This window comes from Paenibacillus sp. MER 99-2, assembly GCF_023714095.1.
Taxonomy (GTDB): domain Bacteria; phylum Bacillota; class Bacilli; order Paenibacillales; family Paenibacillaceae; genus Paenibacillus.
Window position 1 is genome coordinate 14,813 of record NZ_JAMAUZ010000014.1, and the last position, 20,597, is coordinate 35,409.

Genomic DNA, 20,597 nt, shown 5'->3' on the forward strand with positions numbered 1-20,597 from the left:
TTAACCTCTCAGTAAGGACACGATTTGTTGAGAAACTTGATCGATATCTTGCTCTCCATCCATTTGACGAAGAAGAGCTTTGTTCTCATAAAACGTGAGGAGTGGTGCTGTTTTGTTGATATACTCGTCCAGACGCGTGCCTACGCTCTCTTCATTATCATCAGAGCGTTGGTACAACTCTCCGCCGCATTTATCACAAATACCTTCCTGCTTCGGCGGATTGAATACGACATGATACGTGGCTCCACAATTTTTACAAAGCCGACGACCCGTTAAACGAGCCAACAGTTTGTTGCGATCCACTTTCAGGTTAATCACATGATCAAGACCTGAATTCAGTCGATCCAGAATGCCATCGAGCGCTTCTGCTTGAGACAAGGTTCTTGGAAAACCATCCAAGAGAAACCCTTCTCTGCAGTCAGGCTGCTGCAATCGTTCTTCAACGATGCCGATTGTAACATCATCTGGTACAAGCAATCCTTGATCCATATATTCCTTGGCTTTCAAACCAATGGGAGTTCCCTGTTTGATCGCAAGGCGAAATGCATCGCCTGTTGAAATATGGGGAATACCGAACTCTTTCACGATGACTTCTGCTTGCGTTCCTTTTCCTGCCCCCGGAGGGCCCATGAATAGGATGTTCACGTTATGTCACTCCCTCCAAGACTACCCTACATCAACAAACAGCACAATAGGTGCCGGCAAGTAAATCTTCACTCGACCGGTACCTATTGCCTATTTATTGATAAAACCTTTGTAGTGGCGTTTGATCAATTGGCTTTCGATTTGCTTCATCGTATCCAGCGCAACACCGATAACGATCAGGAGGGATGTTCCTCCAATTTGCGCTGATTGAGGCAAACCAGAAAGTGCCCCTAAGAATACAGGCAGAACGGAAATGACTGCCAAGAAGATGGCTCCGGCCATTGTCAAACGAGTCATGACACGGGTCAGATATTTCTCGGTTGCTTTACCCGGACGAATGCCTGGGATGTAACCGCCGTTCTTTTTCATATTATCAGCCATCTGCTGAGGATTCATCTGTACGAAAGTATAGAAGAATGTGAAACCGAAGATCATCACAACATACAGCAACATACCAAGAGGTTTGTGTGTAGTCAGATTCTGACCGATCCACTGTGCCCAAACGCGATCTGCCCAGAAGTTGGCGATAATCGTTGGGAACATCAACAGCGATGATGCGAAGATGACAGGGATAACACCTGCTGCATTAATTTTCAGCGGGATGTGTGTATTCTGTCCACCGTACATTTTGTTACCTACGACACGTTTAGCGTACTGTACAGGAATTTTCCGAATCGCCTGCTGAATGTAAATGACACCAATGATGATCAGCACAATAACAATTGCGATGATTACACCCTTGAGAATGTTCATGAACAACTGATCAGGTTGGATAAAGTCGGACTCAATCGTTTGTTTGATAATGTTAGGCACCGTTGATAGGATACCCGCAAAGATCAAAATCGAAATCCCGTTTCCTATGCCCTTCTCGGTGATCTGCTCACCAAGCCACATCAGGAATGAAGTACCGGCCGTAAGTACAATCGCAATCAAGATATAATCTGCAAAAGTTGCATTAGGAATCATGTCAGTGTTGTACAAGCGATTGAATCCGATCGACGTACCAAACGCTTGAATCAATGCCAATCCTACCGTTAAGTAACGGGTCAACTGTGCTGATTTCTTCTTACCTTGTTCACCTTGCTTAGCCCACTCCGCTAATTTAGGAATAACGTCCATGGAAAGCAACTGTACTATGATAGACGCAGTGATGTAAGGTACGATCCCGAGTGCAAATATCGAGAACTGGAACAGTGCTCCACCCGAGAACGTATTGAGAAGTCCAAAAACTTCTTTACCCGCAGAATTTGTCGCTTCGAACACATCTTTGTTAACACCCGGAACGGGAACAAAGGAGCCGATGCGGTAAATGATCAGTACAAAAAGGGTAAATAATACCCTTTTGCGCAGATCCTCAACCCGCCAGATATTCTTTAGGGTCTTGAACATTAAATCACCTCGGTTGTACCGCCGGCAGCTTCAATTTTCTCCACCGCAGATTGAGAAAACTTATTAGCTTTAACAGTCAGCTTCACAGTGACTTCACCGTTACCCAGGATTTTGATTCCGGATTTAGCGTTTTTAACTACGCCATTCGTCATCAAGAATTCTGGAGTTACTTCAGTACCCGCAGCAAAACTGTTCAGGTCTTCAGTATTCACAACTGCATATTCTTTGCGAGTTGGGTTTACGAAACCACGTTTTGGCAATCGACGATACAATGGATTTTGTCCACCTTCGAAGCCTGGACGAACACCACCGCCAGAGCGAGAGTTTTGTCCTTTGTGACCGCGACCTGATGTTTTACCTGTACCACTACTTGGACCGCGACCAACACGCTTACGCTCTTTACGAGATCCAGGAGATGGAGAAAGCTCATGTAACTTCATCGTTCGTTGCACCTCCTTAAAGATTTGTGGGATTAACCCGTTATTAAGCTTCTACTTCTTTTACAGCTACCAGATGGCTTACTTTGTTAATCATACCACGGATGGCAGGATTATCGTTTTGAACCACTTTGCTGTTGATTTTGCGCAATCCCAATGTTTTCACAGTTGTTCTTTGCGTCTCCGGACGTCCGATCAAGCTACGGACGAGGGTAATTTCTAATTTAGCCATGAGAATTCCCTCCTAACCCAGAAGCTCTTCGACGGATTTTCCGCGCAGTTTAGCCACGTCTTCAGCACGCTTCAAACGGGACAAACCTTCCAAAGTCGCATTGACCATGTTCATGGAATTCGAAGAACCCAGAGATTTTGTCAAAATGTCACCCACACCAGCAAGTTCGAGAACCGCACGTACAGGACCACCAGCGATAACACCAGTACCTTCAGATGCTGGTTTCAACAGCACGCGTCCTGCGCCGAACTTACCTGTTACCAAGTGAGGAATCGATGTTCCTACGAGTGGAACGTGTACAAGGTTTTTCTTAGCGTCTTCAATACCTTTGCGAATTGCATCAGGTACTTCGCCCGCTTTACCGATACCAGCTCCAACCCAGCCGTTGCCGTCGCCGACTACAACCAGTGCGCTAAAGCTGAAACGGCGTCCGCCTTTTACTACTTTAGCTACGCGATTAATATTTACAACTCTTTCAGTCAGTTCCAAAGTATTCGGATCTACACGCAAGTCGTTAACCTCCTTTTGAAAAATATCTTAAAACTCAAGTCCTGCTTCACGAGCCGCTTCAGCCAATGCTGCGATACGACCATGGTACAGATAACCACTACGGTCAAATACGATGTTGGAAACACCTTTATCTTTCGCACGTTTAGCAACGAGTTCGCCAACTTTACGAGCTGATTCAACAGATGCACCATTTTGAATGTCGCTGCTCAATTCTTTGTCTACGGTAGACGCGGAAGCGATTGTTACACCAGCTACATCATCGATGATTTGAGCATACATATGTTTACCAGAACGGAATACGTTCAAACGTGGACGTGCTGCCGTTCCTTGGATTTTCTTACGAACACGAAGGTGTCTTTTCAGACGAGCCTTATTTTTATCTGGTTTCGTAATCATCTCAGGGATTCACTCCTTTCAGGTTACCTCGCTGGCTTCAAAGCAGAAGCCACGGGGTATATTAGAAACACACGAAGCAAGCAAGCCGAAAGCCGCGCAAAGGCGGTAAGAGAAATCTTATTTCTTCTTACCGGCTTTACCTTCCTTACGGATGATACGCTCGCCTTCATATTTAATACCTTTACCTTTGTACGGCTCAGGTTCACGAACGGAACGAATTTTAGCAGCGTAAGCTCCTACGCGCTCTTTGTCGATTCCGCGAACGATGATTTTCGTATTCGAAGGAACTTCGAATTCGATTCCCGCTTCCGGTGTAATTTCAACCGGGTGAGAATATCCAACGTTCAGAACGATTTTATCTCCGGATTTGCTTGCACGATATCCGACCCCAACCAGCTCCAGAGATTTTGCGAATCCTTCAGTAACGCCGCTCACCATGTTGTTTACAACGCTGCGCGTTGTGCCGTGCAAAGAACGGTGAGTTTTGTTATCGGAAGGACGCACAACTGTAATTTCGTTGTTCTCAACTGTAACCTTCATGTCTTTATGAAGTTCACGAGTCAGAGTTCCTTTTGGTCCTTTTACCGTAATAACGGTGTTGTCCAGTGTGATGTCCACACCACTTGGTACTGTAATTGGTTTGCGACCAATACGAGACATATGTTGCACCTCCTATCTTGTGACGTTATATTACCAAACGTAGCAGACTACTTCGCCGCCGGATTTTGATTGACGAGCTTCTTTGTCAGTCATGATACCTTTGGATGTTGAGATGATCGCGATTCCCAGGCCACCAAGTACACGAGGTACTTCGTTGCTTTTCGTGTAAACACGAAGACCAGGTTTACTGATTCTTTTCAGACCAGTGATAACGCGCTCGTTATTTTGACCGTATTTCAGGAAAACACGGATAATCCCTTGTTTGTTATCATCGATAACTTCAGCATCACGGATGAAACCTTCACGCTTCAGGATATCGGCGATTTGTTTTTTCATTGTCGAAGCAGGCATTTCTACTGTTTCGTGGCGAACAGTGTTCGCGTTACGAATACGAGTAAGCATATCTGCAATTGGATCAGACATAGTCATTGTGAGTTAACCTCCTTCCCGTTCAGGACTTTTTACCAGCTTGCTTTTTTCACGCCAGGGATCTGGCCTTTATAAGCTAATTCACGGAAGCAAATTCTGCAAATTTTGAACTTCTGCAGTACCGAATGTGGACGTCCGCAACGCTCACAGCGTGTATAAGCACGTACTTTAAACTTTGGTGTACGTTGTTGTTTAACTTTCATCGAAGTTTTTGCCACTTAGCCTGACACCTCCTAAATAATTTCGGAGAAAAGGGAGTCTTTCCAGACACCCGGAAACGTTATGCCAACATTATTTAACGAAAGGCATTCCCAGTTGCGTGAGCAACTCACGGGACTCTTCGTCTGTTTTCGCCGTTGTTACGATGACAATATCCATACCGCGGACTTTGTCTACTTTATCATACTCGATCTCTGGGAAGATCAATTGCTCTTTAAGACCCAGTGTATAGTTACCACGACCATCAAAAGCTTTGCTTGATACACCGCGGAAGTCGCGGACACGTGGAAGTGTTACGTTAAGCAATTTATCGAGGAAGTAGTACATACGCTCGCCGCGCAATGTCACTTTCACACCGATAGGCATGTTCTCACGCAGTTTGAAACCTGCGATAGATTTTTTAGCACGAGTGATTACAGGTTTTTGACCTGCGATCAGTTGCAAATCGTTTACTGCGGAATCCAACACTTTGGAGTTTTGGACAGCGTCGCCCACACCCATGTTGATAACGATTTTCTCGATTTTCGGCACTTGCATTACCGTTGTATAGTTGAACTTCTGCATCAAAGCAGGAGCGATTTCTTGCAGGTAACGTTCTTTCATTCTTGATGCCATGAATCATAGCCCTCCTTTCTCATTCGGTTCAATTAGTCGATAATTTCTCCGGAACGTTTAGCAACGCGCACTTTCTTTCCGTTATCCAACACTTTGTAACCAACACGGGTTACTTTTCCGCTCTTTGGATCGATGTGCATTACGTTTGAAACGTGAATCGGAGCTTCCTTCTCGATAATGCCGCCTTGCGGATTTTGCTGGTTAGGCTTCTGGTGTTTTTTCACCATGTTAACACCTTCCACAAGGACGCGGTTCTCACGAGGATAAGCAGCGATGACACGGCCTTTTTTACCTTTGTCTTTACCGCTGATCACCATAACCGTATCTTCCTTTTTAACGTGAAGTTTGTTGTTATGGGATTCCAGAACTTTTTTCACTCTTGGCATTTCGTACACCTCCTGTTTCTAACATCACGAGATTAAGCTTTAGATAACTTCTGGAGCCAAGGAAACGATTTTCATGAAATCTTTGTCGCGAAGTTCACGAGCAACAGGTCCGAAAATACGTGTTCCACGAGGGCTTCTGTCGTCTTTGACAACAACCGCTGCATTTTCATCAAAACCGATGTAGGAACCGTCTTTACGACGTATAGAACGTTTAGTACGAACGACAACCGCTCTAACTACATCACCTTTTTTGACAACGCCGCCTGGTGTTGCTTGTTTTACAGAACAAACGATCAAGTCACCGATTTGAGCTGTACGACGTCCAGTACCGCCGAGTACGCGGATACACATCAATTCCTTCGCGCCGGAGTTGTCGGCTACAGTCAATCGTGTAAATGGTTGGATCATTTAGAATTCCTCCTTTCAGCTATGCTGTATATGCATTAGATGATAACCGCTTTTTCTACGACTTCAGTAAGTCTCCAGCGTTTATCTTTCGAAAGCGGACGAGTCTCCATGATTTTCACCGTGTCACCGATTTTCGCAGTGTTTTCTTCGTCATGCGCTTTGAACTTTTTAGTAACCTTAATGCGCTTATGATACAATTTGTGGTTTTTGTAGGTTTCTACAGCAACAACAATCGTTTTATCCATTTTATCACTGACTACTTTACCAGTTTGCACTTTACGTGCGTTACGTTCTTCGCTCATTGTTGGCCTCCTTCCTGATTACGGACGGATTATATATCCGACCCTAATTAACCGATTCCCAATTCTCTTTCACGGATAATGGTTTTAGCACGAGCTATTTCTTTCCGCACATCACGGATTCGAGTCGGGTTATCCAGCTGACCGGTAGCGAGTTGAAAGCGGAGGTTAAAGAGTTCTTCTTTAAATCCGGCAATCTTTTGCTCGATTTCAGCAGAGGTTAGGTTGCGAAATTCACTAGCTTTCATTTGCTTCACCACCCAATTCTTCACGTTTCACGAACTTCGTTTTGATTGGCAGTTTGTGAGCGGCAAGACGCATTGCTTCGCGTGCAATCTCCTCCGGTACACCAGCAAGTTCAAACATGATCTTACCTGGTTTCACTACTGCAACCCATTTTTCTACGTTACCTTTACCGCTACCCATCCGAACCTCGAGAGGCTTTTGAGTGATTGGTTTGTCAGGGAAAATCTTGATCCAGACTTTACCACCACGTTTGATGTAACGAGTCATCGCAATACGAGCCGCTTCGATTTGACGGTTCGTAATCCAAGCCGGTTCCGTAGCTTGCAGACCGTATTCGCCAAAGTTCAGCGTAGTTCCGCCTTTAGCTTGGCCTTTCATATGTCCACGTTGTTGCTTACGGTGTTTTACACGTTTTGGTACCAACATGATTAGTTGCCTCCTTCCTTAGCAGCTTGTTTCTTAGCCGTAGGAAGAACCTCTCCACGATAGATCCATACTTTTACGCCGATACGTCCGTAAGTAGTATGAGCCTCTGCTGTACCATAGTCAATGTCAGCACGCAGTGTGTGCAGTGGAACAGTTCCTTCGCTGTAGCCTTCAGAACGTGCAATCTCAGCTCCGCCAAGACGTCCGCCTACTTGAGTTTTAATACCTTTTGCGCCAGAACGCATAGTTCTTTGAATAGCTTGTTTCAGAGCACGACGGAAAGAAACACGACGTTCCAATTGCTGTGCAATGCTTTCTGCTACCAGGACTGCGTCCAGGTCTTGGTTCTTAATTTCAGAGATGTTAATGTGTACTTTTTTACCGCCAGCAATTTTCGTAATTTGGTTACGAAGATTCTCTACTTCAGATCCACCCTTACCGATTACCATACCTGGTTTCGCTGTGTGAATCGTTACGTTTACGCGGTTAGCCGCTCTCTCGATCTCAACACGAGACATAGCGGAGTCTTTCAATTTATTTTTCAGGAATTCACGAATTTTCACGTCTTCCATCAAAAGATCGCCGAAGTCTTTGCCTGCATACCACTTAGATTCCCAGTCACGGATAACTCCGACACGAAGTCCGACTGGATTTACCTTTTGGCCCACACGTTTCCCCTCCTTTTACTTTTCAGATACCACCAAAGTGATGTGGCTAGTACGTTTGTTAATACGACTTGCACGTCCCATTGCACGAGGGCGGAAACGTTTCATTGTCGGTCCTTGGTTCACGTAAGCTTGCGAGATAACCAAGTTATTAACATCCAAAGAATAATTATGTTCCGCGTTCGCAATAGCGGAGTTGAGCAACTTCTCAACGATTGGAGAAGCAGATTTCGGAGTGTGACGGAGAATGGCAACCGCCTCACCTACTTGCTTGCCGCGAATCAAGTCAACAACGAGTTGAACTTTACGAGGAGCAATCCGGATAAACTTAGCATGTGCTTTTGCTTCCATTGTGTAACCTCCTCTCAAACATTAAAGATGTTCATTTATCTTCTTGTTTTCTTATCATCATCAGTATGGCCTTTGTACGTACGGGTTGGAGCGAACTCACCCAGTTTGTGTCCGACCATGTCCTCAGTTACATACACTGGCACGTGTTTACGACCGTCGTAAACGCCAAATGTGTGTCCGATGAATTGTGGGAAAATTGTAGAGCGACGGGACCAGGTTTTGATAACGTTCTTCTTGCCTGATGCTTCCATCTCTTCTACCTTCTTGAGCATGTAGCCATCAATGAATGGCCCTTTTTTCAAACTGCGACTCATGTGGAGATCCTCCCTTCAAACATAGCTTTTATGCATCCGTAGATGCCTCACGAAGTTATGCACAGTGTGTATTACTTCGTGCGGCGACGGATGATGTATTTATCAGAAGCTTTATTTTTCTTACGCGTTTTGAAACCAAGAGTAGGTTTACCCCATGGTGACATTGGCGATTTACGTCCGATTGGAGCACGACCTTCACCACCACCGTGAGGGTGATCGTTAGGGTTCATTACCACACCACGAACTTCAGGACGTTGTCCCAACCAACGGCTACGACCGGCTTTACCGATTTTGATAAGCTCGTGGTCTTGGTTACCAACAGATCCGATTGTCGCGCGGCAAACTTTTAGAATACGACGAACTTCTCCAGAAGAGAGACGAACGGAAACGTATTTTTCTTCTTTACCAAGCAACTGAGCTTCTGTACCAGCAGCACGAACCAATTGTCCGCCTTTACCTGGTTTCAACTCGATGTTGTGGATAACGGTACCTACTGGAATGTTTTCGAGTGGCAATGCGTTACCGATTTTGATGTCTGCTTCAGGTCCGGAGAATACTTGATCTCCAACTTTCAGACCTTTAGGAGCGATGATGTAACGTTTCTCACCATCAGCATAGTGAATCAAAGCGATGTTAGATGTACGGTTCGGGTCATACTCAATTGTAGCAACGCGGCCCGGTATTCCATCTTTAGTACGTTTGAAGTCAATGATACGGTATTTACGTTTGTGTCCACCACCATGGTGACGAACTGTAATTTTACCTTGGTTGTTGCGGCCTGCTTGTTTGCTCAAAGGGGCCAACAACGATTTCTCCGGCTTATCTGTGGTGATTTCCTCAAATGTAGAAACGGACATATTCCGTCTTGCCGGGGATGTTGGTTTATACTTTTTGATTGGCACTGGGTTTCCCTCCTTACTTCAACAATTTCAATTATACAGTTTCGAAGAACTCAAGCGTTTTGCTGTCTTGTGTCAGCGTTACAAACGCTTTTTTCCATTCGCTAGTATATCCGGAATAACGTCCGTACCGTTTCGGTTTAGCTGGAACACGAAGTGTGTTCACGTTTTTCACTTTTACGTTGAAAATAGCTTCTACCGCTTTTTTGATCTCGGTTTTGTTTGCACGGATATCGACTTCAAATACATATTTCAAGTCGTTCATCATGTCAGCAGTACGTTCCGTAATAATCGGACGTTTTACAATATCACGAGGATCCTTCATTACGCGAGCACCTCCTCTACCTTCTGAACTGCTTCTTTCGTAATGATCAGTTTGTCGTGCGCAAGCACGTCAAGAACATTAATGCCGTCAGCAGCTACGAATTTCACGCCTGGAATATTCCGTGCGGAAAGAGCTACATTATCATCATAGCTAGGTGCTACGATCAAAGCTTTGCGTCCTACTTTGAGGTTGTTCAAAATAGCTGCAAATTCTTTAGTTTTAGGTGTGCTCAATGCGAGAGCATCCAAAACGATAATGTCATTGTCAAGCACTTTGGATGAAAGAGCTGATTTGATCGCCAAACGGCGAACTTTCTTAGGCAGTTTGTACGCATAGCTCCGTGGTGTCGGACCAAATACGATACCGCCGCCTTTCCATTGTGGAGAACGAATTGAACCTTGACGAGCGCGACCTGTACCTTTTTGTTTCCAAGGCTTACGTCCACCGCCACGTACTTCAGAACGTCCTTTTACTTTGTGGGTACCTTGACGAAGGGAAGCGCGTTGCATAAGAACTGCATCGTACAGAACGTGTTGATTCGGCTCAATTCCGAATACAGCATCATTCAATTCAACTTCACCTACTTGGCTACCATCTACATTGTAAACTGATACTTTTGGCATTTTGTGTTCCTCCTTTCTTCAGTGGTTATTTTTTCACCGTTTCTTTAACTCTAACAAGGCTATTCTTCGGTCCAGGAATGGATCCTTTTACGAGAATTACATTACGCTCAGCGTCTACTTTAACAACTTCAAGACGTTGGATTGTAACAGTCTCATGTCCCATGTGTCCTGGCAAGTGTTTGCCTTTAGGTACGCGGTTAGCTTGGATCGAACCCATTGAACCCGGGCCACGGTGGTAACGCGAACCGTGTGACATAGGTCCAGTGCTTTGTCCCCAACGTTTGATAACGCCGGCAAAACCTTTACCTTTTGAAATACCCGTTACGTCAACGAACTCGCCTTCAGCGAAAATGTCAGCTTTCAATTCTTGGCCAACTTCATATTCCGCGATGTTGATGCCGCGAAGCTCACGAACGTAGCGCTTAGGTGCAGTATTCGCTTTTTTAGCGTGTCCTGCTTCTGGCTTGTTAGCATTTTTCTCTTTCTTATCGGAGTAACCGATTTGAACTGCTTCGTAGCCATCGTTCTCAATATCTTTCTTTTGCAAAACAACACAAGGTCCTGCTTCGATAACCGTTACTGGAACTACGTTACCTTCAGGGGTAAACACTTGAGTCATTCCAAGTTTTTTTCCTAAGATACCTTTCATGTTGACACCTCTTTTCCTTTATACGTGGTCTTTGTTACTATATATTACAATTTAATTTCGATATCTACACCGGACGGCAGATCCAAGCGCATCAAGGCATCCACTGTTTGTGGAGTCGGGTTAACGATGTCGATCAAACGTTTATGTGTACGTTGCTCGAACTGTTCCCGAGAATCCTTGTACTTGTGCACCGCACGAAGAATAGTAATGATTTGTTTTTCAGTAGGAAGCGGAATCGGACCGGATACACCTGCACCCGAACGTTTTGCTGTTTCAACAATTTTCTCCGCGGATTGATCAAGAATTCTGTGGTCGTAAGCTTTCAAACGAATACGAATTTTTTGCTTTGCCATTTTAGTCCCTCCTTCTATCGCCCAATTTTTTATCGGACATACTCCGTGAAAATTTTCTAGCCACCGCCTCATGGCAAAGGGGCCGGGTGTGCCAGTAACCTCTCACATCATCGCAACGTCTCAGAACAACATTCATTATTATATAGAAAAAATGGGCGTATTGCAAGCATATTTAAAAAAAACATTTAAACTAATCTTTTCTGATGAAATGAGTTCGTTTATTGTAGGTGTTTTTCTTCTATATCCATGCTGCCTAGCCTATTATTCTACACTATAAATGGTGTTCAATTTTAAGAGACGCAGGTTCCGAACGATTACATAATAAAAGAGTTCTTTATCCGATGTCGGATAAAGAACTCTTCCGAAGCTTCGTTACAGTACAATGTTACTCGTTCCAGTACACTGTTGCATATACTCATTTAGCACTAGGCTAAATTATTATTTTTGGATTGTAGCTACGGAACCCGCACCAACTGTACGTCCACCTTCACGAATAGAGAACTTAGTTCCTTCTTCGATCGCGATTGGAGAGATCAGTTGAACAGTAACCGTGATGTTGTCACCAGGCATTACCATTTCAGTACCTTCTGGCAAGTTGATGATACCAGTTACGTCAGTTGTACGGAAGTAGAACTGTGGACGGTATCCAGTGAAGAAAGGCTTGTGACGGCCACCCTCTTCTTTAGTCAAAACGTAGATTTGTGCAGTGAATTCTGTGTGTGGTTTAACAGAACCCGGTTTTGCAAGTACTTGACCACGCTCGATTTGAGTACGGTCAACACCACGCAACAATGCACCGATGTTGTCACCCGCTTGAGCGGAATCCAACAATTTACGGAACATCTCAACGCCCGTAACTACGGATTTTTTAGTTTCTTCAGTGATACCAACGATCTCGATCTCTTCGCCGACTTTAACAGTACCACGCTCTACACGACCTGTAGCAACAGTACCACGACCAGTGATGGAGAATACGTCCTCGACAGGCATCAAGAAAGGCTTGTCTGTTTGACGCTCAGGAAGTGGGATGTAAGTATCGATTTCTTTGAACATCTCAACGATTTTTTGAGCCCACTCACCATCAGGGTTTTGCAGAGCTTCACGAGCGGATCCACGAGTGATTGGAGTATCGTCACCTGGGAACTCATATTCGTTAAGAAGGTCGCGAACTTCCATCTCAACCAATTCCAACAACTCTTCGTCTTCAACCATGTCACATTTGTTCAAGAAAACAACAATGTAAGGTACGCCTACTTGACGGGAGAGCAAGATGTGCTCACGAGTTTGTGGCATTGGGCCGTCAGCTGCGGATACTACCAAGATAGCTCCGTCCATTTGTGCCGCGCCAGTGATCATGTTTTTAACATAGTCGGCGTGACCTGGGCAGTCTACGTGAGCGTAGTGACGAGTGTCAGTTTCGTACTCAACGTGTGCTGTGGAGATTGTGATACCGCGCTCGCGCTCTTCTGGAGCTTTGTCGATTTGGTCGAATGCTACAGCAGCACCACCGTAAGTTTTGGACAATACAGTTGTGATTGCAGCAGTCAGAGTTGTTTTACCGTGATCGACGTGACCGATAGTACCGATGTTAACGTGGGGTTTATTACGTTCGTATTTAGCCTTTGCCATTTGAACGTGGCCTCCTTAAAATTATAATTTTATGTTTTCACTGAATGAAGTGCTCAGAACCAAGTTCTTATGCACTTGCATCCAGTGTGAGAAAACTACTCGGTGCCTTTAGTTTTAGCAACGATTTCTTCTGCGATGCTCTTAGGAACTTCTTCATAGTGAGAAAGCTCCATGGAGAATACGCCGCGTCCTTGAGTACCAGAACGAAGAGTTGTAGAGTAACCAAACATTTCAGACAAAGGTACCTTAGCACGGATGATTTGAGCTCCACTGCGGGAATCCATACCTTCGATGCGGCCACGACGGGAGTTCAACATACCCATTACGTCACCCATGTACTCTTCTGGAACGGTTACTTCTACTTTCATGATTGGCTCAAGAAGAACTGGTTTACACTTGTCTTTCGCTGCTTTCAGCGCCATAGATCCGGCAATTTTAAATGCCATCTCGTTGGAATCGACATCATGGTAAGATCCGTCTACAATTGTAGCCTTAACGTCTACAAGCGGGAAGCCTGCAATAACGCCGTTTTTCATTTGCTCTTCAATCCCTGACAGTGCTGGTTGAATGTATTCTCTTGGTACGGAACCACCGACAATTTTACTTTCGAATTGGCTACCTGTACCCGGCTCGAGAGGTTCGAATTCAACCCATACGTGACCGTATTGACCACGACCACCGGATTGACGTACGAATTTACCTTCAACGCGCGCTGGAGCACGGAATGTTTCACGGTAAGCTACTTGTGGTTTACCCACAGTAGTTTCAACCTTGAACTCACGACGCATACGGTCGATGATGATATCAAGGTGAAGCTCACCCATACCTGCCAAGATTGTTTGGCCTGTTTCTTCATCAGTATGCGCACGAAGAGTTGGATCCTCTTCAGTCAACTTACCGAGAGCTACACCCATTTTATCTTGGTCAGCTTTGGTTTTAGGTTCAACAGCGATTTCGATTACCGGATCAGGGAAGTTCATTGACTCCAAGATAACCGGGTGTTTCTCATCACATAGTGTATCACCTGTACCTGTATCTTTCAAACCTACAGCAGCTGCAATGTCACCGGAGTAAACTTCAGTGATCTCTTGACGGCTGTTTGCGTGCATTTGAAGGATACGACCGATACGCTCACGTTTGTTTTTAGTTGCATTCAATACATAAGAACCGGATTGAAGAACACCGGAGTATACGCGGAAGAATGTCAATTTACCAACGTAAGGGTCAGTCATGATTTTGAATGCCAATGCTGAGAATGGCTCTTCATCGGAAGACTTACGAACTGCCTCAGTTCCATCTTCAAGGAGACCCTTGATTGCTGGAACGTCGATAGGAGCTGGCAAGTAATCGATAACAGCATCCAACATCAGTTGAACACCTTTGTTACGGTATGAGGAACCACAGATAACTGGGAAGATCTTAACTTCTACTACACCTTTACGGAGAGCGGCTTTGATCTCATCAACAGTGATCTCTTCGCCTTCCAGGTATTTCATAGTCAATTCTTCATCAAGTTCTGCAACACGCTCAATCAATTCGTTGCGGAGTTCTTCGACTTGATCTGCAAATTCCGCAGGAATTTCGGTTTCTTCAATATCTTGTCCAAGGTCATCTTTGTACATATGAGCCTTTTGTCCAACGATATCAATGATACCTTTGAAATCATTTTCAGCGCCGATTGGAAGTTGAATCGCAACAGCGTTCGCTTGAAGGCGATCACGCATGTCAGATACAACGTTCAAGAAGTCAGCACCGATGATATCCATTTTGTTTACATATGCGATACGAGGTACGCCGTACTTGTCAGCCTGTCTCCATACGGTTTCGGACTGAGGCTCAACGCCTTCTTTCGCACTGAATACACCAACTGCTCCGTCCAATACACGAAGGGAACGTTCAACTTCAACAGTGAAGTCAACGTGTCCCGGGGTATCAATGATATTAACGCGGTGGCCTTTCCAAGCAGCGGTAGTCGCAGCGGAAGTAATCGTAATTCCGCGCTCCTGTTCCTGTTCCATCCAGTCCATTGTCGCAGCGCCTTCGTGAACTTCACCGATTTTGTGCGTACGGCCTGTGTAGAACAAGATCCGCTCAGTTGTCGTGGTTTTACCCGCATCAATATGAGCCATGATCCCGATATTACGTGTATTTTTCAAGGAGAACTCTCTAGCCATGAAATGGGTCTCCCTTCAAAATTGAAGTTATTTTTTATGAACTGAATCCTACCAACGGTAGTGAGCAAACGCTTTGTTCGCTTCAGCCATTTTGTGTGTGTCTTCACGTTTTTTAACGGAAGCGCCTGTGTTGTTGGAAGCATCGATGATCTCAGCCGCCAAACGCTCTTCCATTGTTTTCTCACCGCGGTTGCGGGAGTAGTTTACGAGCCAACGTAATCCCAGAGCAGTACGTCTCTCTGGTTTTACCTCGATTGGTACTTGGTAGTTGGCACCGCCGACACGGCGAGCTTTAACTTCCAGGACTGGCATGATATTTTTGATAGCTGTCTCAAATACTTCCATCGGGTCATTACCCGTGCGTTCTTGGATCAACTTGAACGCATTATACAGAATGCTTTGAGCAACACCGCGTTTTCCATCGAGCATGATGCGGTTGATCAAACGAGTAACCAACTTGGAGTTGTATACCGGATCTGGCAACACGTCTCTTTTTGTAACTGGACCTTTGCGTGGCATGGATATCCCCCTTTCTTTCTTGTTAAGCAGTCCCTGTACCTCCCAGAACTATGCCAGAAGGCTTTCAGGATTCCCGCTTATATGTGGTTTAGGCTTTTTTAGCTTTTGGACGCTTAGCACCGTATTTAGAACGAGCTTGCATACGGTTGTTAACGCCTGCAGTATCGAGAGCTCCACGAACGATGTGATAACGAACCCCTGCAAGGTCTTTTACTTTACCTCCGCGGATCAAGACCACACTGTGCTCTTGAAGGTTATGTCCGATTCCCGGGATATAAGCAGTTACCTCGAGACGGTTCGTCAAACGAACACGGGCATATTTACGAAGTGCAGAGTTCGGTTTACGTGGAGTCATTGTACCTACACGAGTGCAGACACCACGTTTTTGTGGGGCACTGATGTTAGTGGATTCACGTTTCAAAGCGTTGAATCCTTTTTGCAAAGCTGGTGATTTTGACTTATCAACTTTAGCTTGACGTCCTTTACGAACCAGTTGGTTAATAGTTGGCATGTGATTGCCACCCCCTTCCTCAATTATTCATGTTTCTTTATAAACCTCTTTTCGCTAAGTCCACAGACCCAGGCGGTTCATAAAAAGACAAATGAAAAGTTTTTGCCTTGGAGAATCACTAATAGTTCTCGGACAAAAACGTTCCTTACCTTATGATTTTACGACTGCAGCCATTGCTGCCCCTACTCCAATCCCGCAAGCTTTGCCGAGATTTTTCATTGTGTCCACTTTCGTGTACTTCACATTATGTTGTTCACACAAGGCAATGATTTTGGAAGTAAGCTGCGGATCACTATCTTCAGCCACATAGACTTCGGAAGCCATACCTGTCTGAACCATCCGCGTGGTCTGTTTGGTACCTATCTTGACATGAGCATCTTGCAAGCCTTTTTCATTAGACATTGTTCATTCCTCCGAATAGGACTAAATACAATCATCTACTCACGCACCTTTGATATATTAGCATCTAGAACAAACATTGTCAATGCTAATGCCAAAAGATTTTATCAAAAGTTTACGTACGTCAGGATCGTCCATCTGTATCAAACAAACGTCCAATCCCTGACGTACAAAACCTTCAATTCTCTTCAAATAAAGAGCAATCTATTAATCAACCGAAACTGGCTCAAGCTCTTCTACTGAAGATTGGCCATCTTCTGGCTCAGCAAATTTGATACTGCGATAACGGTTCATACCCGTACCTGCAGGGATCAGTTTACCGATGATTACATTCTCTTTCAGACCGAGCAACTGATCGACTTTACCTTTGATCGCTGCATCTGTCAAGACACGAGTAGTTTCTTGGAACGAAGCCGCTGAAAGGAAAGAGTCTGTTTCCAGGGATGCTTTCGTAATACCGAGCAAGATTGGTTTTGCAACCGCTGGCTCTTTATCACTAAGAATCGCAATTTTGTTAGCTCTCTCGTACTCATGCATATCCACGAACGATCCTGGCAAGAGTGTTGTATCTCCCGCATCAACGATACGGATTTTACGCAACATTTGACGGATCATAACTTCAACGTGTTTGTCATTGATTTCTACGCCTTGGTTACGATATACGCGCTGTACTTCCTGCAAAATGTAGTTTTGCACACCACGTATGCCTTTAATGCGCAGCATTTCTTTTGGATCGATAGAACCATCTGTCAATTCGTCACCCGCTTCAATTTCCATGCCTTCGCTTACGCGCACACGGGAACCGTAGGTAACAGCATATACTTTGGATTCTGCTTCACCTTGAATTTCGATTTCACGACGATCTTTCGCTTCGCGAATCTCTTTAACCACACCATCAATCTCACTGATTGTTGCTTGACCCTTAGGATTACGAGCTTCAAACAACTCTTGGATACGCGGCAAACCTTGCGTGATATCGTCTCCGGCTACACCGCCGGTATGGAAAGTACGCATCGTAAGCTGTGTTCCTGGTTCACCAATGGATTGTGCTGCGATAATTCCAACTGCTTCACCGATCTCCACGTGTTTACCAGTCGCCAAGTTACGACCATAACACTTCTTGCAGACACCATGACGAGCACGGCAGCTGAGTACAGAGCGGATTTGCAATTTAGTTATACCAGCTGCAATGATAGCCTCTGCCTTATCGGAGTCGATCAATTCATTGCGGCCTACAATAATTTCTTTTGTTTCCGGATGACGCAATGTCTCGAAGCAGTATCTGCCTTCAATACGGTCGTAGAGATCTTCAATAACCTCTTTACCATCCTGGATACGACTTACAGTGAAGCCTTTATCTGTTCCACAATCATCTTCACGAACAATCACATCTTGTGCAACGTCTACGAGACGACGAGTCAGGTAACCTGAGTCCGCTGTACGTAGAGCCGTATCGGCCAAACCTTTACGCGCACCGTGAGTTGAGATGAAGTACTCGAGTACCGTCAGACCTTCACGGAAGTTCGATTTGATTGGGAGTTCGATAATTCGACCAGACGGGTTGGCCATCAGACCACGCATACCGCCCAATTGAGTAATTTGCGATTTGTTACCCCGCGCTTTGGAGTCAACCATCATCATGATGGAGTTGTAACGATCCATGGACTTCATCAAGATTTCAGTGATGTCATCTTTAGATTTTGACCAAATATCAATGATACGGTCATAGCGCTCTTCATTCGTAATCAAACCACGACGGTATTGATTCGTAACGATTTGTGCTTTTTCTTCAGACTGTCTAAGAATCTCGAATTTCTCATTAGGCACGATAACGTCCGACACGGCAACCGTAATACCGGCGCGAGTGGAGTACGTGAATCCAAGTTGTTTGATTTTATCCAGAATAACAGCCGTTTCTGTTGTGTGATAAATCTCAAAGCAACGTGCAATGATGGAACCGAGGTATTCTTTACCAACACCACCGGCTTGAGGAGCATTCATGATCGCTTCTCTCAGGTCGGCACCCTTCTCATATACAAATGAGTGATCCGCAGTACCTTGGTACAAGTTAGCACGAGTCGCGTCATTAATATACGGGAAGCTTGCTGGGAAAATTTCGTTAAAGATAATTTTACCGATCGTTGTTAACAACATGCCCTCTTGTTGCTCTTCCGTGAAGCTTGTTTTACCAAGCGCCTTAACTGGAATAGCTACACGTGCATGCAGACCAGCAGTACCACGTTGGTAAGCTGATACAGCCTCGTTAACAGTACGCAGGATCATACCTGTGCCCTTTTCTTCCTTGTTGTCCATGGTCAAGTAGTAAGAACCAAGAACCATATCCTGGGAAGGAGTAACAACTGGTTTACCATCTTTCGGGTTCAAAATGTTACCTGATGCAAGCATCAAGATACGTGCTTCCGCTTGTGCTTCAGCAGACAATGGAACGTGCACGGCCATTTGGTCACCGTCAAAGTCGGCATTATATGCCGTACATACGAGCGGGTGAAGACGAATTGCTTTACCTTCAACGAGAATCGGTTCAAATGCTTGAATACCGAGACGGTGAAGCGTAGGGGCACGGTTAAGCAGAACCGGATGCTCCTTAATTACTTCTTCAAGAACATCCCAAACTTCAGGACTCACACGCTCAACTTTACGTTTAGCGCTCTTGATGTTGTGGGCAAGCCCTTTATTTACAAGCTCTTTCATTACAAAAGGCTTGAACAATTCAAGTGCCATATCTTTTGGCAGACCACACTGATACATTTTCAGGTAAGGTCCGACAACGATAACGGAACGACCAGAGTAGTCAACACGTTTACCGAGCAAGTTTTGACGGAAACGACCTTGTTTACCTTTCAGCATATGGCTGAGGGATTTCAAAGGACGGTTACCAGGACCTGTTACAGGGCGACCACGACGACCGTTATCGATCAAAGCGTCAACAGCTTCCTGCAGCATCCGTTTTTCATTTTGTACGATAATATCTGGCGCGCCTAGATCAAGCAGACGTTTCAGACGGTTGTTCCGGTTAATTACACGGCGATACAGGTCATTCAGGTCAGACGTAGCAAAACGTCCACCATCCAGCTGTACCATAGGACGAAGTTCCGGAGGAATGACAGGAAGTACATCCATGATCATCCACTCAGGCTTATTGCCAGAGTTGCGGAAAGCTTCGATAACTTCCAAACGTTTAATTGCACGGTTACGACGTTGTCCTTGTGCAGTGCGGAGCTCTTCTTTCAAGAAATCAAGCTCTTTATCTACATCAAGATCTTGAAGCAATTTTTTGACTGCTTCTGCACCCATGCCAGCTTGGAAACCATATCCGTATTTTTCACGGTAGCTGCGGTATTCTTTCTCGGACAACAGCTGTTTTTTCTCCAGTGGAGTTTCTCCTGGATCAGTTACTACATATGATGCAAAATAAATAATCTCCTCGAGAGATCTTGGAGACATATCCAAAGCGAGACCCATACGGCTCGGAATACCTTTGAAGTACCAGATGTGTGATACTGGAGCAGCGAGCTCGATATGACCCATCCGTTCACGACGAACCTTCGCACGTGTTACTTCAACGCCACAACGATCACAGACAACGCCTTTATAACGGACGCGTTTGTATTTACCGCAATGACATTCCCAGTCTTTTGTAGGGCCAAAAATCTTTTCGCAGAACAGCCCTTCTTTTTCCGGTTTCAACGTACGATAGTTGATCGTTTCCGGTTTTTTCACTTCTCCGCGGGACCAAGAACGAATTTTTTCTGGGGAAGCAAGCCCGATCTTCATGTATTCGAAATTGTTGACGTCCAACAAGGAGCAACCCTCCTTAACCAAGTCCTGTATTCTAGGTTACGCCCTCTCCGGCCGAAGCCGGAGCAAG

The 20,597-nt window shown here is 45.0% G+C and carries 29 protein-coding genes; all 29 read right to left on the minus strand.

The window, feature by feature from the left end:
- Nucleotides 1-645 carry an adenylate kinase gene (locus M3636_RS27895; RefSeq protein ID WP_128103673.1) on the minus strand — a complete coding sequence of 215 codons (645 nt, stop codon included), beginning with the start codon at nt 643-645 and terminating at the stop codon, nt 1-3.
- A 90-nt stretch (nt 646-735) separates the two neighbouring features.
- Nucleotides 736-2,034 carry a preprotein translocase subunit SecY gene (gene secY / locus M3636_RS27900; protein ID WP_128103674.1) on the minus strand — a complete coding sequence of 433 codons (1,299 nt, stop codon included), beginning with the start codon at nt 2,032-2,034 and terminating at the stop codon, nt 736-738.
- The gene (gene rplO, locus M3636_RS27905; RefSeq protein WP_128103675.1) at nt 2,034-2,474 is read right to left on the minus strand and encodes a 50S ribosomal protein L15; all 441 of its coding nucleotides are present in this window, start codon (nt 2,472-2,474) and stop codon (nt 2,034-2,036) included. The genes secY and rplO overlap by 1 nt, the downstream gene beginning before the upstream one ends.
- A 43-nt stretch (nt 2,475-2,517) precedes the next feature.
- Entirely contained in the window at nt 2,518-2,703 is a 186-nt protein-coding gene (gene rpmD / locus M3636_RS27910) for a 50S ribosomal protein L30 (RefSeq protein WP_017692092.1), read from the minus strand.
- A 12-nt stretch (nt 2,704-2,715) separates the two neighbouring features.
- Nucleotides 2,716-3,213, minus strand: coding sequence for a 30S ribosomal protein S5 (gene rpsE / locus M3636_RS27915; RefSeq protein ID WP_017692091.1), 498 nt, complete (start codon nt 3,211-3,213; stop codon nt 2,716-2,718).
- A 27-nt stretch (nt 3,214-3,240) separates the two neighbouring features.
- Nucleotides 3,241-3,609 (minus strand): 50S ribosomal protein L18, encoded by a 369-nt coding sequence (gene rplR / locus M3636_RS27920; RefSeq protein WP_105406974.1) that lies wholly within the window; start codon nt 3,607-3,609, stop codon nt 3,241-3,243.
- Nucleotides 3,610-3,726: 117 nt separating this feature from the next.
- Nucleotides 3,727-4,269, minus strand: coding sequence for a 50S ribosomal protein L6 (gene rplF, locus M3636_RS27925; RefSeq protein WP_017692089.1), 543 nt, complete (start codon nt 4,267-4,269; stop codon nt 3,727-3,729).
- Nucleotides 4,270-4,299: 30 nt separating this feature from the next.
- Nucleotides 4,300-4,698, minus strand: a complete 399-nt coding sequence (gene rpsH / locus M3636_RS27930; protein ID WP_017692088.1) for a 30S ribosomal protein S8 — start codon at nt 4,696-4,698, stop codon at nt 4,300-4,302.
- Between the two features lie 32 nt (nt 4,699-4,730).
- Nucleotides 4,731-4,916 carry a type Z 30S ribosomal protein S14 gene (locus M3636_RS27935; protein ID WP_013312154.1) on the minus strand — a complete coding sequence of 62 codons (186 nt, stop codon included), beginning with the start codon at nt 4,914-4,916 and terminating at the stop codon, nt 4,731-4,733.
- A gap of 73 nt (nt 4,917-4,989) precedes the next feature.
- On the minus strand, nt 4,990-5,532 hold the full coding sequence (gene rplE, locus M3636_RS27940; RefSeq protein ID WP_128103676.1) for a 50S ribosomal protein L5: 543 nt from the start codon (nt 5,530-5,532) through the stop codon (nt 4,990-4,992).
- Nucleotides 5,533-5,564: 32 nt separating this feature from the next.
- Complete coding sequence (rplX, locus tag M3636_RS27945; protein WP_017692086.1) at nt 5,565-5,918, minus strand: 50S ribosomal protein L24; 354 nt, start codon at nt 5,916-5,918, stop codon at nt 5,565-5,567.
- Between the two features lie 39 nt (nt 5,919-5,957).
- Nucleotides 5,958-6,326: a 50S ribosomal protein L14 gene (gene rplN / locus M3636_RS27950; protein ID WP_056697703.1), complete on the minus strand. Its 369-nt coding sequence runs from the start codon at nt 6,324-6,326 to the stop codon at nt 5,958-5,960.
- Between the two features lie 35 nt (nt 6,327-6,361).
- Nucleotides 6,362-6,628 (minus strand): 30S ribosomal protein S17, encoded by a 267-nt coding sequence (gene rpsQ, locus M3636_RS27955; RefSeq protein WP_056697701.1) that lies wholly within the window; start codon nt 6,626-6,628, stop codon nt 6,362-6,364.
- A gap of 47 nt (nt 6,629-6,675) precedes the next feature.
- Complete coding sequence (gene rpmC / locus M3636_RS27960) at nt 6,676-6,873, minus strand: 50S ribosomal protein L29 (protein ID WP_017692083.1); 198 nt, start codon at nt 6,871-6,873, stop codon at nt 6,676-6,678.
- Entirely contained in the window at nt 6,863-7,297 is a 435-nt protein-coding gene (rplP, locus tag M3636_RS27965; protein ID WP_017692082.1) for a 50S ribosomal protein L16, read from the minus strand. Before rplP ends, rpmC begins: the two co-directional genes overlap by 11 nt.
- A 2-nt stretch (nt 7,298-7,299) precedes the next feature.
- Nucleotides 7,300-7,965, minus strand: coding sequence for a 30S ribosomal protein S3 (rpsC, locus tag M3636_RS27970; protein ID WP_056697698.1), 666 nt, complete (start codon nt 7,963-7,965; stop codon nt 7,300-7,302).
- 15 nt (nt 7,966-7,980) lie between these two features.
- Nucleotides 7,981-8,313 carry a 50S ribosomal protein L22 gene (gene rplV / locus M3636_RS27975; RefSeq protein WP_024633583.1) on the minus strand — a complete coding sequence of 111 codons (333 nt, stop codon included), beginning with the start codon at nt 8,311-8,313 and terminating at the stop codon, nt 7,981-7,983.
- Nucleotides 8,314-8,348: 35 nt separating this feature from the next.
- Complete coding sequence (rpsS, locus tag M3636_RS27980; RefSeq protein ID WP_056697694.1) at nt 8,349-8,627, minus strand: 30S ribosomal protein S19; 279 nt, start codon at nt 8,625-8,627, stop codon at nt 8,349-8,351.
- Between the two features lie 71 nt (nt 8,628-8,698).
- Nucleotides 8,699-9,529, minus strand: a complete 831-nt coding sequence (rplB, locus tag M3636_RS27985; protein WP_145410594.1) for a 50S ribosomal protein L2 — start codon at nt 9,527-9,529, stop codon at nt 8,699-8,701.
- A 31-nt stretch (nt 9,530-9,560) separates the two neighbouring features.
- Nucleotides 9,561-9,851, minus strand: a complete 291-nt coding sequence (gene rplW, locus M3636_RS27990; protein WP_024633586.1) for a 50S ribosomal protein L23 — start codon at nt 9,849-9,851, stop codon at nt 9,561-9,563.
- Entirely contained in the window at nt 9,851-10,474 is a 624-nt protein-coding gene (gene rplD / locus M3636_RS27995) for a 50S ribosomal protein L4 (protein WP_056697690.1), read from the minus strand. The genes rplW and rplD overlap by 1 nt, the downstream gene beginning before the upstream one ends.
- 25 nt (nt 10,475-10,499) lie before the next feature.
- Entirely contained in the window at nt 10,500-11,123 is a 624-nt protein-coding gene (gene rplC, locus M3636_RS28000; RefSeq protein ID WP_128103677.1) for a 50S ribosomal protein L3, read from the minus strand.
- A 44-nt stretch (nt 11,124-11,167) separates the two neighbouring features.
- The gene (gene rpsJ, locus M3636_RS28005) at nt 11,168-11,476 is read right to left on the minus strand and encodes a 30S ribosomal protein S10 (RefSeq protein WP_017692074.1); all 309 of its coding nucleotides are present in this window, start codon (nt 11,474-11,476) and stop codon (nt 11,168-11,170) included.
- A 438-nt stretch (nt 11,477-11,914) separates the two neighbouring features.
- On the minus strand, nt 11,915-13,105 hold the full coding sequence (gene tuf, locus M3636_RS28010) for an elongation factor Tu (RefSeq protein WP_056697684.1): 1,191 nt from the start codon (nt 13,103-13,105) through the stop codon (nt 11,915-11,917).
- A gap of 95 nt (nt 13,106-13,200) precedes the next feature.
- Nucleotides 13,201-15,279: an elongation factor G gene (gene fusA / locus M3636_RS28015; protein WP_128103678.1), complete on the minus strand. Its 2,079-nt coding sequence runs from the start codon at nt 15,277-15,279 to the stop codon at nt 13,201-13,203.
- Between the two features lie 48 nt (nt 15,280-15,327).
- Nucleotides 15,328-15,798, minus strand: a complete 471-nt coding sequence (gene rpsG, locus M3636_RS28020; RefSeq protein ID WP_056697679.1) for a 30S ribosomal protein S7 — start codon at nt 15,796-15,798, stop codon at nt 15,328-15,330.
- Nucleotides 15,799-15,886: 88 nt separating this feature from the next.
- Nucleotides 15,887-16,309 (minus strand): 30S ribosomal protein S12, encoded by a 423-nt coding sequence (gene rpsL, locus M3636_RS28025; protein WP_056697677.1) that lies wholly within the window; start codon nt 16,307-16,309, stop codon nt 15,887-15,889.
- Between the two features lie 150 nt (nt 16,310-16,459).
- Nucleotides 16,460-16,711, minus strand: a complete 252-nt coding sequence (locus M3636_RS28030) for a ribosomal L7Ae/L30e/S12e/Gadd45 family protein (protein WP_128103679.1) — start codon at nt 16,709-16,711, stop codon at nt 16,460-16,462.
- A gap of 204 nt (nt 16,712-16,915) precedes the next feature.
- Nucleotides 16,916-20,530 carry a DNA-directed RNA polymerase subunit beta' gene (rpoC, locus tag M3636_RS28035; protein WP_251384651.1) on the minus strand — a complete coding sequence of 1,205 codons (3,615 nt, stop codon included), beginning with the start codon at nt 20,528-20,530 and terminating at the stop codon, nt 16,916-16,918.
- Between the last annotated feature and the right edge of the window lie 67 nt (nt 20,531-20,597).

Coding starts and splice junctions, on each gene's coding strand:
- secY (WP_128103674.1), bottom strand. CDS start 2,034: ATGTTCAAGACCCTAAAGAATATCTGGCGGGTTGAGGATCTGCGCAAA.
- rplO (WP_128103675.1), bottom strand. CDS start 2,474: ATGAAGTTACATGAGCTTTCTCCATCTCCTGGATCTCGTAAAGAGCGT.
- rpmD (WP_017692092.1), bottom strand. CDS start 2,703: ATGGCTAAATTAGAAATTACCCTCGTCCGTAGCTTGATCGGACGTCCG.
- rplR (WP_105406974.1), bottom strand. CDS start 3,609: ATGATTACGAAACCAGATAAAAATAAGGCTCGTCTGAAAAGACACCTT.
- rplF (WP_017692089.1), bottom strand. CDS start 4,269: ATGTCTCGTATTGGTCGCAAACCAATTACAGTACCAAGTGGTGTGGAC.
- rpsH (WP_017692088.1), bottom strand. CDS start 4,698: ATGACTATGTCTGATCCAATTGCAGATATGCTTACTCGTATTCGTAAC.
- rplE (WP_128103676.1), bottom strand. CDS start 5,532: ATGGCATCAAGAATGAAAGAACGTTACCTGCAAGAAATCGCTCCTGCT.
- rplX (WP_017692086.1), bottom strand. CDS start 5,918: ATGCCAAGAGTGAAAAAAGTTCTGGAATCCCATAACAACAAACTTCAC.
- rplN (WP_056697703.1), bottom strand. CDS start 6,326: ATGATCCAACCATTTACACGATTGACTGTAGCCGACAACTCCGGCGCG.
- rpsQ (WP_056697701.1), bottom strand. CDS start 6,628: ATGAGCGAAGAACGTAACGCACGTAAAGTGCAAACTGGTAAAGTAGTC.
- rpmC (WP_017692083.1), bottom strand. CDS start 6,873: ATGAAAGCTAGTGAATTTCGCAACCTAACCTCTGCTGAAATCGAGCAA.
- rplP (WP_017692082.1), bottom strand. CDS start 7,297: ATGTTGGTACCAAAACGTGTAAAACACCGTAAGCAACAACGTGGACAT.
- rplV (WP_024633583.1), bottom strand. CDS start 8,313: ATGGAAGCAAAAGCACATGCTAAGTTTATCCGGATTGCTCCTCGTAAA.
- rpsS (WP_056697694.1), bottom strand. CDS start 8,627: ATGAGTCGCAGTTTGAAAAAAGGGCCATTCATTGATGGCTACATGCTC.
- rplW (WP_024633586.1), bottom strand. CDS start 9,851: ATGAAGGATCCTCGTGATATTGTAAAACGTCCGATTATTACGGAACGT.
- rplD (WP_056697690.1), bottom strand. CDS start 10,474: ATGCCAAAAGTATCAGTTTACAATGTAGATGGTAGCCAAGTAGGTGAA.
- rplC (WP_128103677.1), bottom strand. CDS start 11,123: ATGAAAGGTATCTTAGGAAAAAAACTTGGAATGACTCAAGTGTTTACC.
- rpsJ (WP_017692074.1), bottom strand. CDS start 11,476: ATGGCAAAGCAAAAAATTCGTATTCGTTTGAAAGCTTACGACCACAGA.
- tuf (WP_056697684.1), bottom strand. CDS start 13,105: ATGGCAAAGGCTAAATACGAACGTAATAAACCCCACGTTAACATCGGT.
- fusA (WP_128103678.1), bottom strand. CDS start 15,279: ATGGCTAGAGAGTTCTCCTTGAAAAATACACGTAATATCGGGATCATG.
- rpsG (WP_056697679.1), bottom strand. CDS start 15,798: ATGCCACGCAAAGGTCCAGTTACAAAAAGAGACGTGTTGCCAGATCCG.
- rpsL (WP_056697677.1), bottom strand. CDS start 16,309: ATGCCAACTATTAACCAACTGGTTCGTAAAGGACGTCAAGCTAAAGTT.
- M3636_RS28030 (WP_128103679.1), bottom strand. CDS start 16,711: ATGTCTAATGAAAAAGGCTTGCAAGATGCTCATGTCAAGATAGGTACC.